4 protein-coding genes are annotated in these 16,479 nt (G+C 68.2%); all 4 read left to right on the forward strand.

Annotated elements, in window-relative coordinates:
* The first annotated feature begins 150 nt into the window (after positions 1 to 150).
* The 4 genes from pks2 (ACNQS7_RS05495) to ACNQS7_RS05510 all read left to right on the forward strand — a co-directional run bounded on the left by pks2 (ACNQS7_RS05495) (position 151) and on the right by ACNQS7_RS05510 (position 16,391).
* Positions 151 to 6,438: a sulfolipid-1 biosynthesis phthioceranic/hydroxyphthioceranic acid synthase gene (gene pks2 / locus ACNQS7_RS05495; protein ID WP_418011762.1), complete on the forward strand. Its 6,288-nt coding sequence runs from the start codon at positions 151 to 153 to the stop codon at positions 6,436 to 6,438.
* 25 nt (positions 6,439 to 6,463) lie between these two features.
* Positions 6,464 to 7,939, forward strand: a complete 1,476-nt coding sequence (locus ACNQS7_RS05500; protein ID WP_411580298.1) for a condensation domain-containing protein — start codon at positions 6,464 to 6,466, stop codon at positions 7,937 to 7,939.
* A 926-nt stretch (positions 7,940 to 8,865) separates the two neighbouring features.
* Entirely contained in the window at positions 8,866 to 15,132 is a 6,267-nt protein-coding gene (gene pks2, locus ACNQS7_RS05505; RefSeq protein ID WP_418015894.1) for a sulfolipid-1 biosynthesis phthioceranic/hydroxyphthioceranic acid synthase, read from the forward strand.
* Entirely contained in the window at positions 15,129 to 16,391 is a 1,263-nt protein-coding gene (locus tag ACNQS7_RS05510; RefSeq protein ID WP_418011763.1) for a glycosyltransferase, read from the forward strand. Before pks2 (ACNQS7_RS05505) ends, ACNQS7_RS05510 begins: the two co-directional genes overlap by 4 nt.
* Positions 16,392 to 16,479 lie beyond the last annotated feature (88 nt).

Raw genomic sequence — 16,479 nt, forward strand, 5'->3', positions numbered from 1 at the left:
TTCTGAGCGCGCCCAACTATGTAGTTGGCGCCGAAATCTGGGGGTCGGTGTACGCGTCCATCGCTGCGGGCTGGGGCAGCGCGGACCGAAGTTCGACGAGAACTTGCCGAAGAGGGTTCAAAGCGCGGGCTAAGGAGATGACGTACGACCGTGGATAAGACACGCGTACCGGTTGCGGTCATTGGTCTGGCGTGCCGGTTGCCGGGGGGCATCAACTCACCCGAACAGCTCTGGCAGGCGTTGCTGCGCGGCGAAGACTTCGTCACCGAGGTGCCGCTGGACCGCTGGGATGTCGAGGAGTACTACGACCCCGAACCCGGCGTGCCCGGTCGCTCCCACTGCAAGTGGGGCGCCTTCGTGGAGAACATCGGCGACTTCGACCCCGAGTTCTTCGGCATCGCGGAAAAAGAAGCGGTCGCCATGGACCCGCAGCATCGCCTGCTGCTGGAGACCTCCTGGGAGGCCATGGAACACGCGGGCATGACGCCGGCGCAGCTGGCCAACACGCCCACCGGGGTGTTTATCGGCCTCAACCACGGTGACTACCAGTTCGTGCAGGCCGAGACCGGCACCCTGGAAGGTCCGTACGGCAACACCGGCACCAACTCCTGCATGGCGTCGGGCCGGGTCTCCTACGCGCTGGGACTGCGCGGACCCTCGGTCACCGTCGACACCGCCTGCTCCTCCGGCCTGTTCGCGGCGCACCTGGCTTTCCGCAGCATCAACGACGGCGAGAGCGACCTGGCGTTCGCCGGCGGCGTCTACGCGATGCTCGAACCCCGCCGCTTCGCCTCGGGTTCGGCCAACGGCATGCTCTCGCGCTCCGGCCGCTGCCACGCCTTCGACGTCGAGGCCGACGGATTCGTCTCCGGCGAGGGCGCCGTGGTGCTGCTGCTCAAGCGGCTTGACCACGCGCAGCGCGACGGCGACCGGATCCTGGCCGTCATGCGCGGCACCGCGGCCAACCAGGACGGCCACACCGTCAACATCGTGACCCCGTCCGTCGACGCCCAAGAGGCCGTGTATCGCACCGCGCTGGACGCCGCCGACGTCGACCCCGACACCGTCGGCATGGTCGAAGCCCACGGCACCGGCACGCCGGTCGGCGACCCGGTCGAATTCGAGAGCCTGGCCGCGGTCTACGGCAACAACGGCCCGTGCGCCCTCGGGTCGGTAAAGACCAACTTCGGCCACACCCAGTCCACCGCCGGCGCGCTGGGGCTGATGAAGGCGGTGCTGGCCGTGCAGCACGGCGTGGTTCCGCAGAACCTGCACTTCAACACCATGCCGGACAAAATTGCCGCGATTGAGAGCAATCTGTTTGTGCCGCAGGAGGTTACGCCGTGGCCGAAGGATGACCGGGCCACCCCCCGGCGGGCGGCGGTGTCGTCATACGGCATGTCGGGCACCAACGTGCACGCCATTGTGGAACAAGCGCCCGCACCGGCCGGCCAAACCGTGTTGCCCGACGGCAGTACCGGGCTGGAAGGCGCCCTGCTCTTCCCGGTCTCGGCCAGTTCCGAGGAGGCGTTGCGTACGACCGCCGGCAGGCTCGCCGACTGGGTGGACGCCCAGGAAGATCTGGACATCTCCGACCTGGCCTACACGCTTGCCCGCCGTCGCAGTCACCGCCCGGTGCGCACCGCTGTGCTGGCCGCGACGGCCGACGAGCTGGGCGACGCGTTGCGCGCGGTGGCCGACGGTGAGACGCCGTACCCGCCCGCAGCCGGCCAGGACAAGCTGGGACCCGTCTGGGTGTTTTCCGGGCAGGGCTCGCAGTGGGCCGAGATGGGCAAGGACCTGTTGGCCACCGAGCCGGTGTTCGCCGACACGATCGCCGAGATCGAGCCGCTGATCGCCGCGGAGTCCGGCTTCTCGGTCACCGAGGCGATGACCGCCCCCGAGAAGGTCACCGGCATCGACCGCGTGCAGCCCACCCTGTTCGCCATGCAGGTCGCCCTGGCCGCCACCATGAAGCACTACGGCGTCACCCCCGGCGCGGTGATCGGGCACTCCCTCGGGGAGTCGGCGGCCTCCGTCGTCGCCGGCGCCCTGTCGCTGGAAGACGGCGTCAAGGTCATCTGCCGGCGCTCCAAGCTGATGACCCGCATCTCCGGCGCCGGCGCCATGGCATCGGTGGAACTTCCCGCCCAGCAGGTTCTTTCGGAACTCATGGCGCGTGGCGTGAACGACGCCGTGGTCGCCGTGGTCGCCTCGCCGCAGTCCACCGTGATCGGCGGCGCCACCGAAACGGTGCGCGAGCTGGTCGCGGCGTGGGAAGAGCGCGACGTGATGGCCCGCGAGGTGGCCGTCGACGTGGCCTCCCACTCCCCCCAGGTCGACCCGATCCTCGACGACCTGACCGAGGCCCTGGAGGACATCACCGCCCTGGAACCGCAGGTTCCCTACTACTCCGCCACCTCGTTCGACCCCCGCGAAGAGCCGTACTGCGACGCCTATTACTGGGCCGACAACCTGCGCCACACCGTGCGCTTCGCCGCCGCCGTCCAGGCCGCCCTCGAAGACGGCTTCCGGGTCTTCACCGAGCTGTCCCCGCACCCGCTGCTCACCCACGCCGTCGATCAGACCGCCCGCAGCCTGGACATGACCGCGGCCGCCTTGGCCGCGATGCGCCGCGAGCAGCCCCTGCCACACGGCCTGCGCGGCCTCATCGGCGACCTGTACGCCGCGGGCGCCGCGGTGGACTTCGCTGCGCTCTACCCGGGTGGGCGCCTGCTGGACGCGACGCTGCCGGCGTGGACCCATCGCCGCCTGATGCTGCTGGAAAGCACCGACCGCCTCGCGCACACCCACGCCCTCGCCGTGCATCCGCTGCTGGGCGCGCACGTGCGACTGCCCGAAGAGCCGGAGCGCCACGTCTGGCAGAGCGACATCGGCACCGAGGCTCTCCCCTGGCTCGCCGACCACCAGATTCACGGTGCTGCCGCGCTGCCCGGCGCCGCGTACTGCGAGATGGCGCTGACCGCGGCCCGCACTGTCCTGGGTGACGCGGCCGAGGTCCGCGACGTGAAGTTCGAGCAGATGCTGCTGCTGGACGAGGAAACCTACGTCGGCGCCACCGCCACGGTCGAGGCGCCCGGGTTGGTCCCGTTCTCGGTGGAGACCACCCAGGGCGGGGAGCGCTCGCGCCGGGCGTCGGCCGTGCTGCACGCCCTGAACGACGAAGAAGCCGCAGACCAGCCGGCACCGCGCGACATCGAGGCCCTGCTGGCTGCCCACCAGGTCGCGATCGCGGGTGACGATCTTCGGCTTGAGGCCGACCTGCGCGGCATCCAGTTCGGACCGGCTTTCGGTGGCCTGGCCGAGGCCTACACCGCCGAAACCGAAGAGACCGTGCTGGCCGAGGTCGGACTGCCGGGCTCGATCCGCTCACAGCAGGGCGGTTACGGGATTCACCCGGCGCTGTTGGACGCATGCTTCCAGTCCGTCGCCGCGCACCCGAGCGTCCGCACCGTCGGTAACGGCGGCCTGCTTCTGCCGTTGGGCGTCAGCCGTATCCGCTCCTTCGGTCCAGCCCGCAACGCCCACTACTGCCTGACCACGGTGACCCCGGACGGCACCGGGGTGACCGCGGACATCGACGTCCTCGACGAACACGGCACCGTGCTGCTGGCGGTGCGCGGCCTGCAGATGGGCACCGGCGTCTCCCAGAACGGCGAACGCGACCGCGTCCTGGGCGAGCGACTGCTGACCATCGAGTGGCAGCAGCACGAACTGCCCGAGAAGACGGTGACCGAGCCCGGCAACTGGCTGCTGATCAGCACCGCGGAAACCACCGACATGGTGGCCACCCAGCTGACCGACGCCCTGAAGATGCACGACGCGCAGAGCACCACGATGTCCTGGCCGCTGCATGGTGACCACGACGCCGCGGCCGCGCGGCTGCGCGCTCAATTCGAATCCGGCGCCTTCTCAGGTTTAGTCGTGCTCACCGAACGGCAAAGCGGTGCGGATGAGGATTCGATCGTCCGCGGCCAGGAGTACGTCAAGCTGGCGGTTCGCATCGCCCGCGAACTTCCCGAATTGGTAGGCCAATCGCCTCGGCTGTACGTGGTGACCCGCAACGCCCAGACGGTGCTGGCCGACGACTCCCCCAACCTCGAGCAGGGTGGGCTGCGCGGCCTGCTGCGGGTGATCGGTGCCGAGCACCCGAACCTGAAGGTCAGCTACATCGACCTACCGAACGAGCTTGGCGACCAGAGCGCCGAAAATGTGGCGCGACAACTGTTGCTGGCCAGCGACGAAGACGAGACCGCCTGGCGCGACGACCAGTGGTACACCGCACGCCTGTACCCGACTCCGCTGCGGCCCGAAGAACGCCGCAACACCGTCATCGACCATCAGGAGGGGGGCATGCGGCTGCAGGTCCGTGTCCCCGGTGATCTGCAGACCATGGAGTTCGCCGCCTTCGACCGGGTGCCACCGGGCCCGAACGAGATCGAGGTCGCGGTCAGCGCGGCCAGCATCAACTTCGCCGACGTGCTGGCGGCTTACGGGCGTTGCCCGACCTTCGACGGCAAGCAGCCGCCACTCGGCCTCGATTTCGCGGGCGTGGTGACCGCGGTCGGTTCCGGCGTCACCGACCACAAGGTCGGTGACCACGTGGGCGGTCTGTCCCCGGACGGCTGCTGGTCAACTTTCGTCACGTGTGACGCCGGCCTGGCCGCCACATTGCCCGCCGGGCTGACCGACGCCCAGGCCGCGGCTGTCACCACCGCCTCGGCCACGGCCTGGTATGGCCTCGAGGAGCTGGCCCGGATCCGCTCCGGCGACAAGGTGCTCATCCACTCCGGCACCGGTGGGGTGGGCCAGGCCGCCATCGCCATCGCGCGCGCCGCCGGCGCCGAGATCTTCGCCACCGCCGGGAGCGAGCAGCGGCGGCAGATTCTGCGCGACATGGGTATCGAGCACGTCTATGACTCCCGCAGCACCGAGTTCGCCGACGAGATCCGCCGTGACACCGACGGCTACGGCGTCGACATCGTGCTGAACTCGGTGACCGGAGCGGCACAACTGGCCGGGATCCGGCTGCTGGCCATGGGCGGACGGTTCGTCGAGATCGGCAAGCTGGACATCTACCAGGACACCAAAGTGGGCCTGTTCCCCTTCCGGCAGAATCTCGCCTTCTTCGGTGTCGACCTGGCATTGATGTCCCGGACGCATCCCGCGCAGGTCCGGGGACTGCTCGAGAAGGTTTACGAAAAGACCGCAAGCGGCGTGCTGCCGATGCCCGAGGCCACCCACTACCCGTTGGCCGAGGCGGCGACCGCGGTCCGGATCATGGGTGCGGCCGAGCACACCGGCAAGCTGATCCTCGACGTCCCGCACGCGGGCCGCAGCAGCGTCGTGCTTCCGCCCGAGCAGGCCCAGGTGTTCCGCGGCGACAGCTCATACATCATCACCGGTGGCCTCGGGGGTCTGGGACTATTCCTGGCCGAGAAGATCGCCGGCGCGGGGGCAGGCCGCATCGTGCTCAGCTCGCGCTCGCAGCCCAGCCAGAAGGCGCTGGAGACCATCGAGATGATCCGCTCCATCGGCGCCGATGTCGTCGTGGAATGCGGCGACATCGCCGAACCCGGCACCGCACAGCGGCTGGTGTCCGCCGCCACCGCCACCGGTCTGCCGCTGCGCGGCGTGCTGCACGGAGCCGCGGTGGTCGAGGACGCGACGTTGCCCAACATCACCGAGGAACTCATCGAGCGCGACTGGGCGCCCAAGGTGCGCGGCGCGTGGCATCTGCACGAAGCGACGCAGGGACACGAACTCGACTGGTTCTGCTCCTTCTCCTCTGCGGCAGCGCTGGCCGGCTCACCGGGGCAGGGAGCCTACGCCGCGGCCAACAGCTGGCTGGACGCCTTCACCCTGTGGCGGCGCGCCCAGGGGCTACCGGCCACCTCGATCGCCTGGGGAGCCTGGGCCGAGATCGGCCGCGGCACCGACTTCGCTGAGACCTCGGGCGACGCGATCGAGCCGGAGGAAGGCGCCTACGCCTTCGAGGCACTGTTGCGGCACAACCGGCCGTACACCGGCTACGCCCCGGTCATCGGGTCGGCCTGGCTCACCGCCTTCGCTCAGCGCACTCCGTTCGCAGAGGCGTTCAAGTCCGCCGGCAAGGGCCGGTCGGGCGGCAGCAAGTTTTTGGCCGAACTCGCCGAGCTGGACCGCGAGGAATGGCCGGCCCGGCTGCGCCGGATGATCTCCGAGCAAGTGGGCCTGATTCTGCGCAGGTCTGTCGACGTCGACCGACCGATTTCCGAGTTCGGCATGGACTCGCTGGGCAACCTGGAACTGCGCACCCATATCGAGTCAGAGGTCAAGATCCGCGTCACGACAACCGACATCACGACCGTTCGGGGCTTGGCAGATCACCTTTACGAGCAATTGACGTCAAAAGGCGACGCAGCAACACCTGTATGAGGTAGAAAAGACCAAGCGCCGCTGCTTGGCAGTCGGCAGAAATCGAGGAGGAAGCGTGATCATAGGCGGGGGATCAGCAGACGTCACTCTCGGCGTAGGAATCGTCTACGACTGGGAGCCCGGCCCAGGTTCGGTTGTCACCTGGCAGCCAACGCCGGCATCACGTGCGAAAGCCGCAAAAGCGCCGGTGGTAGATGTGCCGCCCAGTTCCATGCAGGCCGGCCATTTGCGCGGTTATGTGGAATTCGGTGAACGTGGCCTCGATTACTCCAGGCTCGTAATGGGCTCCTGGGAGATTCCGGGCAAGTGCGATATCCGGACCATGACGCACGTCATCAATGCGCACGCGCGGCGGCACGAAACGTACCGCAGCTGGTTCGAATACAACGGCCCGAAAGACATTGTTCGGCACAAGATTCAGAACCCGCGCGACATTCAACTGGCTCCGGTCCAGCATGGCGAAATGACACAGGCGGAATGGCGCGAACTGGTTGTCTCCACGCCGCCGCCGCTGGAATGGGACTGCTTCCGCTTCGGTCTGATTCAGCACGAGAACCACTGCTCGCTGTTTGCGATCGTCGACCACCTGCATTGCGACCCGGCCGTGGTTTCCTCGCTCTACGTCGAAATCCTGACCAACTACCGCGCATTGCTCGAGGGCAAACCGCCTCTGGTCATGCCGGAGCCGGGCAGCCACGACAATTTCTGCCTTCGCGAGGCGAAGATCTCGGCCGAAGCGACGCTGGACACTCCCGAGGTCCGCAAATGGATCGACTTCGCCGAGAACAACGGAGGCGGTCTGCCGGAGTTCCCGTTGCCGCTGGGTGAGCAGTCGCACGCGTGCGGTGGCGACATCATGATCGAGAAGTTGATGACTCCGCAGCAAACGGCCAAGTTCGAGGCCACTTGCATGGCGGCGAACGCCCGCTTCAGCGGCGGCCTGTTCGGCTGCGTTGCATTGGCGCACTACGAATTGACCGGCCAGGAAACCTACAACGGCATGACTCCGGTCGACAAGCGGAATTCCCCCGAGGAGTATCTGTCGATGGGCTGGTTCACCGGTGCGGTGCCTTTCACGGTCGCCATCGACCCGAATTCCTTCGAAGAGACGGCTCGCTCCACTCAGGCGTCATTCGACGACAACATGGATATGGCGAACGTGCCGTACGAGCGTGTTCTGGAATTGGCGCCCTGGCTCAAGCGGAATTCATCGCAGTTCTTCATGACGAACTACATGGACGCCGGCCTGCCGCCCCTTTCCGCCGTGGTCGCCACCGCTTTGAAGGGTGCAAATGCGACGGCTTACAACGACGGCCGGAACCCCGCTTATCTGTACTTCTCGGTGATCCGGCTTTTCGACGAGGTTTCCATCATGGTGAACTTCCCGAACAACCCGGTCGCTCGCGAATCGGTGACTCGTTACCTCGAGGTTCTCAAGTCGGTGTTCGCGCGCGCCTGCGAGGGTCAGTACGCAAAGGCGGCTGTTCAGCTGGCGCAATAAGCCCTTTGTTTTGCGGCCCCGTCCTTCGGAGTGATCCGAATGGCGGGGCCGCAAAACGAAAAGGGTGTGGAACAAGAGCCGCATTCGAGCGCCATAAATAAGCCGAATTGCACGCACAAAAATATAAATGCCGCTAGCTTCGAGCGAAACCTCAGCAACAATCCCGTAGTAGCGCCGCGCCTGCTGGCAGGCTGCGGTACTGAGAATCGAAGTGTATGCCGCCGCGGGCACGCGCGTGGGCGGTTTCGCAAAATCCGCTCAACTCCGCCCGCCTCCACCAGCCTGATCGGCGTCTGCCTCACGCCCGCGCAACTACCCGGTAGCTACGTTTTCCGGACGGGCCGGTACGGCGGTTCCTCCTTACGAACAGAGGTGTGGCGTCGGAGCCAACCTCCGCTAAGTCCAGTCCCGAGGACCCGCTTCGACCGTCGGCGCGGGCGCTGGCGCGCGAGGCGCCGAACCACACTCGGGGACCGCCCCGTGGCGCGCCGCATTGCGGATCTTACGCTGTTAACCAGCGATTTTGAGCCGCCGGGCAGGGTTGCGGGAGGTTGTCGGACCCGCCCGCGGCAAGCCCGCAGCCCGCTGATTCGGGCGCGTCGGCCGACTCGGCCGCGGTGGCCGGGCGGCTCCCGGCGGCCGCGTGAAGATACGCACAATTCTTGTACGTCTGCACGATTTTTCCACATCGACCGAGCAAACCGGATACGCTGCGATCACCTCACGAATGTGAGGTTGGCTTCGGCGCGGGGGCAGGGCTTGGTCGACGGGTTCGCTCGCTCGCGCAGCGCAGCGGCGCCCCGCAAGCGAATGAGATTCGAGCTGATCGCTGGGAAAAGCTGCACCGAAGCCCGGTGGTACGCGCGGGGTATGGAGAGGTGAAAGACGTGGACAGGACGGGTGTCACTCCGGTTGCCGTCATCGGTATGGCGTGCAGACTGCCGGGAGGCATCGACTCCCCGGAACGGTTGTGGGAAGCGTTGCTACGCGGCGACGACTTCGTCACCGAGGTTCCCTCCCACCGCTGGGACGTCGAGGAGTTCTACGACCCGGAGCCCGGCGTCCCGGGCCGGACGGTCTGTAAATGGGGCGCTTTCCTGGACGACGTCGCCGACTTCGACCCGGAGTTCTTCGGCATCACCGAGCGTGAAGCAACCGAGATGGACCCGCAGCACCGCCTGCTGCTGCAGACGTCCTGGGAGGCAATGGAACACGCCGGTCTCACGCGCGATGCGCTGACCGCCGTCCAGACCGGCGTTTTCGTCGGTCTGATGCACGACGACTACCTGTTCATGCATGCCGATGCCGACACCCTGAGCGGCCCCTACGGCTACATGGGCAACAGTTTCGCGATGGGGTCCGGCCGGGTCTCCTACGCAATGGGCCTGAGCGGTCCGGCGATGACCGTTGACACCGCGTGCTCGTCAGGCCTGTCGGCCATCCACCTGGCATGCCAGAGCCTGCACGACGGCGAGAGTGACATCGCGCTGGCCGGCGGCGCTTCGGTGACGCTGGAGCCCCGCAAGGCCGCGTCGGGTTCGGCCATCGGAATGTTGTCCGCCACCGGGCACTGCCACGCGTTCGATGTGAACGCCGACGGCTTCGTATCGGGCGAGGGCGCGGTCATGCTGCTGCTCAAGCGCCTCGAAGATGCCCAGCGCGACGGTGACCGGATCCTGGCGGTGATCCGCGGCACCGCGGCCAACCAGGACGGCCGCACCGTCAACATCGTTACGCCGTCGCTGCCGGCGCAGGTCGCCGCGTACCGCGCGGCGCTGGCCGCCGGCGACATCGACCCGACCACCATCGGCATGGTCGAAGCACACGGCACCGGCACCCCGATCGGCGACCCCATCGAATACGCCAGCCTCGCCGAGGTCTACGGCACCACCCGACCGTGCGCCCTGGCATCGGTGAAGACCAACTTCGGCCACACCCAGTCGGCGGCCGGCGCGCTGGGCATGATGAAAGCGGTGCTGGCGGTGCAGCACGGCGTGATCCCGCAGAACCTGCATTTCACCAAGCTGCCCGAGAAGTTCGCCGAGATCGAAACCAATCTTTTTGTCCCACAGGACAATACGCCTTGGCCCGGCGGCGATGACGCGGCACCGCGCCGGGCCGCGGTGTCGTCGTACGGATTCTCGGGCACCAACGTGCACGCCGTGATCGAACAGGCACCGGAGCCGCAGTCGCCCAAGACCGTCGAGCCGGACGGCGCCACCGCCCTGCAGGGCGCACTGATCTTCCCGATCTCGGCGAGCTCCGAAGACGGACTGCACCAGACCGCTACCCGGCTGGCCGACTGGGTGGACGCCCAGGAGGAGCTGGACATCCGGGACCTGGCCTACACGCTGGCCCGCCGGCGTACCCCGCGCTCGGTACGCGCCACCGTCCTGGCCGACAGCCGTGCGCAACTGGTCGAAGGACTGCGCGAGGTCGCCAGGGGCGAGGTGCCCTACCCGGCGGCCACCGGGCAGGACGACAAGGGCCCGGTTTGGGTGTTCTCCGGGCAGGGATCGCAGTGGGCCGAGATGGGCAAGGACCTGCTGGCCACCGAGCCGGTGTTCGCTGCCAAGGTCGCCGAGATCGAGCCGCTGATCGCCGCGGAGTCCGGCTTCTCGGTCACCGAGGCGATGACCGCGCCGGAGAAGGTGACCGGGATCGACCGCGTGCAACCAACGATCTTCGCCATGCAGGTGGCACTGGCCGCGGCGATGAAGTCCTACGGCGCCAACCCCGGCGCGGTCATCGGGCACTCGCTGGGCGAGTCCGCCGCTTCCGTCGTCGCCGGCGCGTTGTCGCTGGAAGACGGTGTCAAGGTGATCTGCCGGCGCTCCAAGTTGATGACCCGCATCTCCGGCGCCGGCGCCATGGCATCGGTGGAATTGCCCGCCGAGGAAGTGATCACCCAACTGGTGGCGCGCGGTGTCAGCGACGTCGTGGTGGCGGTGGTGGCGTCGCCGCAGTCCACCGTGATCGGCGGCGACACCCAGTCCGTACGCGACCTGGTCGCCGCCTGGGAAGAACGCGGCGTGATGGCCCGCGAAGTGGCCGTGGACGTTGCCTCGCACTCGCCGCAGGTCGACCCGATCCTCGACGAACTCTATGAGGTGCTGGCCGACATCGAGCCGCTGGAGCCGGAGGTGCCCTACTACTCGGCCACCTCGTTCGACCCGCGCGAGGAACCGTACTGCGACGCCGGCTACTGGGCCGACAACCTGCGCCACACCGTGCGCTTCGCCGCCGCGGTCCAGGCCGCGCTGGAGGATGACTTCCGGGTGTTCACCGAGTTGTCCCCGCACCCGCTGCTGACGAACGCCGTGGACCAGACCGCACGCAGCCTGGACAAGGCGGCCGCCGCGCTGGCGAGCATGCGCCGCGAGCAGCCACTGCCGCATGGCCTGCGCGGGCTGCTGGGCGACCTGTATGCCGCGGGCGCCGCCCTCGATTGGGCCGTGCTCTACCCCGACGGACGCCTGCTGGACGCGCCGCTGCCCACCTGGAGTCAGCGGTCACTGTTCCTGGCCACCAGCGGTCTGGACTCGGTGGCGCGCCGCAGCGCGCTGGTGCCCGCGCATCCCCTGATGGGCGTGCACGTGCGGCTTCCCGAGGAACCGGAGCGCCACGTGTGGCAGGGCGAGGTCGGCACCGACGCGTTGCCCTGGCTGGGTGACCACCAGATCCGTAACGCCGACGTGCTGCCCGGCGCGGCCTACTGCGAAATGGCGCTGGTCGCGGCCCGCACCGTCCTCGGCGACGCGGTGGAGGTGCGCGACCTGCGCTTCGAGCAGTCGCTGCCGCTGGATAAGCAGACCCCGGTCGGCATCACCGCGACATTCCAGGGCCTCGACGTCGTCGACTTCACCGTGGAGAGCAACCGCGAGGGGCGCTACGAGCGGCAGGCCACGGCGGTGCTGCATGCGGCCGACCCGGCGGACCAACCATCCGCCCTCAACCTGGGCGAGCTGCTGGCAAACCACCAGCGTCCGGTGGACGGCGACGACATCCGCAAGTGGATGGACCGGCGCGGCCACCGGCTGGGACCGGCATTCGCGGGCCTCGGCGGGGCGCACATCGCCGAGAACGCCGGCAATACGGTGCTGGCGGAAGTCTCGTTGCCGGGTCCGCTGCGGCCGCAGCAAGGCACCTACGGCCTGGTTCACCCCGCGCTGCTGGATGCCTGCTTCCAGGCGGTCGCCGCCCATCCCAGTGTGGGCAGCGCCCTCAACGGTGGCCTGCTGCTGCCGTTGAGCATCCGCAGGCTGCGCGCCTACGGCTCGGCACGGCACGCGCGATACTGCTACGCGACGGTGACCGCGTGCGGCGCCGGCGGCGTGGAAGCCGACCTGGACATCGTCGACGAGAACGGCGCCGTGCTGATGACGGTGCGTGGCCTGCAGCTGGGCACCGGGGCTTCCCCGGACAGCGAGCGCGACCGCGTCCTGGGCGAGCGGCTGCTGACCGTCGAGTGGCAACCGCGCGAGCTGCCCGACGCCACGGTCACCGAACCCGGCAACTGGCTGCTGGTCACCACCTCCGATGCCGCCGACCTGACGGCGACGGCGCTGACCGACGCGCTGAAGGTGCACGATGCGCAGGCAACCACGCTGTTCTGGCCGTTCGGCGGAGACCACGCCGTGCACGCCGAGCAGCTGCGCACGCAACTGCAGGAGGGCGCGTTCCACGGGGTGGTGCTGGTCACCGCGCCGCAGCAGAACGCCGTCAACGAGTCCGGTGACCGGGGCGGGCAGTACGTCGAGCACGTGGTGCGCATCGCCCGGGAGCTGCCGGACCTGCTGGGCTCGCCGCCGCGGCTGTATGCGTTGACGCGTAATGCCCAGACAGTGCTTCCCGAGGATCAGGCCAACCTCGAGCAGGGCGGCCTGCGTGGCCTGCTACGGGTGATCAGCTCGGAGAACCCGCAGCTGAAGGTCAGCTACATCGACCTGCCGAACGACCTTGGCGAACAGGGCGCTGACCATGTCGCGCGGCAGTTGCTGCAGAACACCGCCGAGGACGAGACCGCGTGGCGCAACGACGAGTGGTACACCGCGCGGATGCTGCCCACTCCCCTGCAGCCCGAGGAGCGCCGGTCCACCGTCGTCGATCACGCCGACGCCGGCATGCGCCTGCAGATCCGCACTCCCGGGGACCTGGAGACGCTCGAGTTCGCCGCGTTCGACCGGGTGCCGCCGGGGCCGAATGAGATCGAGGTCGCGGTCAGCGCGTCCAGCATCAACTTCGCCGACGTACTGGCCACCTTCGGCCGCTACCAGACCTTCGACGGTCGAATCCCCGACCTTGGCCTCGACTTCGGCGGCGTGGTGACCGCGGTGGGCTCTGACGTCACCGACCTCAAGGTCGGCGACCATGTCGCCGGGTTGTCCACCAACGGGTGCTGGGCGACCTTCGTCACGTGCGACGCTCGCCTGGCGGCAGCCGTGCCGCACGGCGTGACCGACGCCGAGGCGGCCGCGGCGACCACCGCGTACGCCACCGCCTGGTACGGCCTGACGGACCTGGCCCGGATCCGGTCCGGGGACAAGGTGCTGATCCACTCGGCCACGGGTGGAGTCGGCCAGGCAGCCATCGCCATCGCACGCACGGCCGGGGCGCAGATCTTCGCCACGGCAGGCAGCCCTGAGCGCCGGGAGAAGTTGCGCGCCATGGGAATCGAGCATGTCTACGACTCCCGCGACACCGAGTTCGCCGAACAGATCCGCCACGACACCGACGGCTACGGCGTGGACATCGTGCTCAACTCGCTGACCGGCGCCGCTCAGCAGGCCGGGATCAAGCTGCTCGCCCTCGGTGGACGCTTCATCGAGATCGGCAAGCGTGACATCTACTCCAACACCCGGCTGGAGTTGTTCCCCTTCCGGCAGAATCTCGCGTTCCACGGTGTCGACCTGGCCCTGATGGTTGAGAGCCACCCGGCGCAGGTGCACGAGCTGCTGAGCACCGTCTATCAGCAGATCGCCGACGGCGTGCTGCCGACGCCGGAAGTCACCCACTACCCGATGGCCGACGCGGCCACCGCGATCCGGGTAATGAGCGCGGCTGAGCACACCGGCAAGCTGGTGCTCGACGTCCCGCACGTCGGGCGCAGCAGCGTGGTGATGCCGCCCGAGCAGGCGCCGGTCTTCCGGGGCGACGGTTCCTACATCATCACCGGCGGTCTCGGTGGTCTCGGCCTGTTCCTGGCCGAGAAGATGGCCAGCGCCGGCGCCGGCCGGATCGTCCTGACCTCACGCTCCCAGCCCAACCAAAAGGCTTTGGAGACAATCGAGTTGGTCCGGTCGATCGGATCCGACGTGGTGGTGGAGTGCGGCGACATCGCCGAAGCCGGTACCGCGGAGAAGCTGGTGGCCACCGCCACGGCAACGGGTCTGCCGCTGCGCGGGGTGTTGCACGCTGCCGCCGTGGTCGAAGACGCCACATTGCCGAACATCACCGAGGAACTCATCCGCCGGGACTGGGCGCCCAAGGTGCACGGTGCGTGGAACCTGCATGAAGCCGTGCAAGAGATGGAAGCGGATCAGCCGCTGGACTGGTTCTGCTCGTTCTCCTCGGCGGCAGCCTTGGTCGGGTCACCCGGTCAGGGGGCGTATGCGGCGGCCAACAGCTGGCTGGACGCCTTCACCCACTGGCGGCGGGCCCAGGGCCTGCCGGCCACCTCGATCGCCTGGGGACCGTGGGGTGAGATCGGCCGCGCCACCTCCTTCGCCGAGGCGGCCGGCGACGCCATCCAGCCGGAGGAGGGCGCCTATGCATTCGAGGCGCTGCTGCGGCACAACCGCGCCTACACCGGCTACGCCCCTATCATCGGGTCGCCGTGGCTGAACGCGTTCGCCCAGCACAGTCCGTTCGCGGAGGCGTTCAAGGCAACCGTGAAGCACGGCGGGAACAGCAAGTTCCTCAGCGAGCTGGACAAGCTGCCGCAGGAGGAGTGGCCGGCCCGGTTGCGGCGCATGGTCTCCGAGCAGATCGGGCTGATTCTGCGCCGGACCATCGACGTCGACAAGATGCTGACCGAGTACGGCCTGGATTCGCTGAGCAGCCAGGAGCTGCGCACCCGCATCGAGTCCGAGACGGGTGTGCGCATCACCGCCACCAACATCAACACCACGGTGCGCAGCCTGGCCGACCTGCTGTACGAGGAGCTGGCGGGGGAAGCAGTCGCGTCGGCGTGAAGTTCGTACTGGCAGTCCACGGCACCCGGGGCGATGTCGAGCCCTGCGCCGCCGTGGGGATGGAGTTGCAGCGGCGCGGCCACGACGTGGCAATGGCGGTGCCGCCCAACCTGATCGGGTTTGTCGAGGCTGCGGGCCTGAGCGGTGTCGCGTACGGGCCGGACTCCGGGATCCAGATCAACCAGGTCGCGGCATTCGTCCGTAACCTCACCAAGGCGCAGAACCCGCTCAACCTGGCGCAGGCCGGCAAGGAGCTGTTCGTCGAGGGCTGGGCCGAGATGGGTGCGACGCTGGCCGAGCTGGCCGAGGGTGCCGACCTAATGATGACGGGGCAGACCTATCACGGCGTCGTCGCGAATGTCGCTGAGTACCATGACATTCCGCTGGCGGCGCTGCATCACTTCCCGATGCACGTCAACGGGCAGGTCGGCATCCCGTCGCTACCGCTGCCCGGCACGGTGGTGCGCACCGTCGCCAAGGCGTCCTGGCGGCTGTACTCGTACACCACCGGTGACGCCGACCGCACCCAGCGCCGCGAGCTGGGCCTGTCCCCCACCTCGGTCCCGGCGCTGCAGCGGATCGTGGGTCGCGGCGCACCCGAGATCCAGGCCTACGACCCCGCACTGTTCCCCGGGATCGCGGAGGAGTGGAAAGTGCGGCGGCCCTTCGTCGGTGCGCTGTCGATGCGGTTGCACACCGAGCCCAACGCGGAATTGGACGACTGGATCGCAGCGGGTAGTCCCCCGATCTATTTCGGATTCGGCAGCACCCCGGTGCAGTCGCCCGCCGAGACGGTCGAGATGATCGCCGATGTATGCGCCGAGTTGGGCGAACGCGCGCTGGTGTACGCCCCCGCCGGCGCGACGCTCGCCGTCCAGCCTGAGCACGTCAAACTTGTTGGGCTGGTCGATTATTCGACGGTGCTGCCGCGGTGCCGCGCGGTGGTGCACCACGGCGGGGCCGGCACCACCGCCGCCGGCCTGCGCGCCGGGATGCCCACGTTCATCCTGTGGGACGTCGCCGATCAACCGATCTGGGCGGCTGCGGTGCAACGCGTGAAGGTCGGTACCGCAAAGCGTTTCGCGCACGTCAACCGCAAGTCGCTGTTGCGCGGCGTGAAGACCATCCTGCAGCCGGAGTACGCAGCCCGCGCCCAGAAACTCTCCACTGACATGGCCAACCCTGCGGATGCGGTTGCCGAGGCGGCAGATCTCCTCGAGAGGACTGCCGAGCAACGAACCGCCGGTCAACGCGCATGACGAACAACCCCGTGCAAGCCGAACGGTTGTGTAATTTGAGCCGTCAGACCACGTATCAAGAACGTCTCTCCCACTGCCGGCTGATGTA

It is taken from the genome of Mycobacterium sp. 23 (genome assembly GCF_048287075.1).
In the GTDB taxonomy this organism is placed as follows: domain Bacteria; phylum Actinomycetota; class Actinomycetes; order Mycobacteriales; family Mycobacteriaceae; genus Mycobacterium; species Mycobacterium gordonae_B.

Excerpts from the sequence above, each read along its gene's own strand:
- pks2 (WP_418015894.1), top strand. The coding sequence starts at position 8,866 with ATGGCGTGCAGACTGCCGGGAGGCATCGACTCCCCGGAACGGTTGTGG.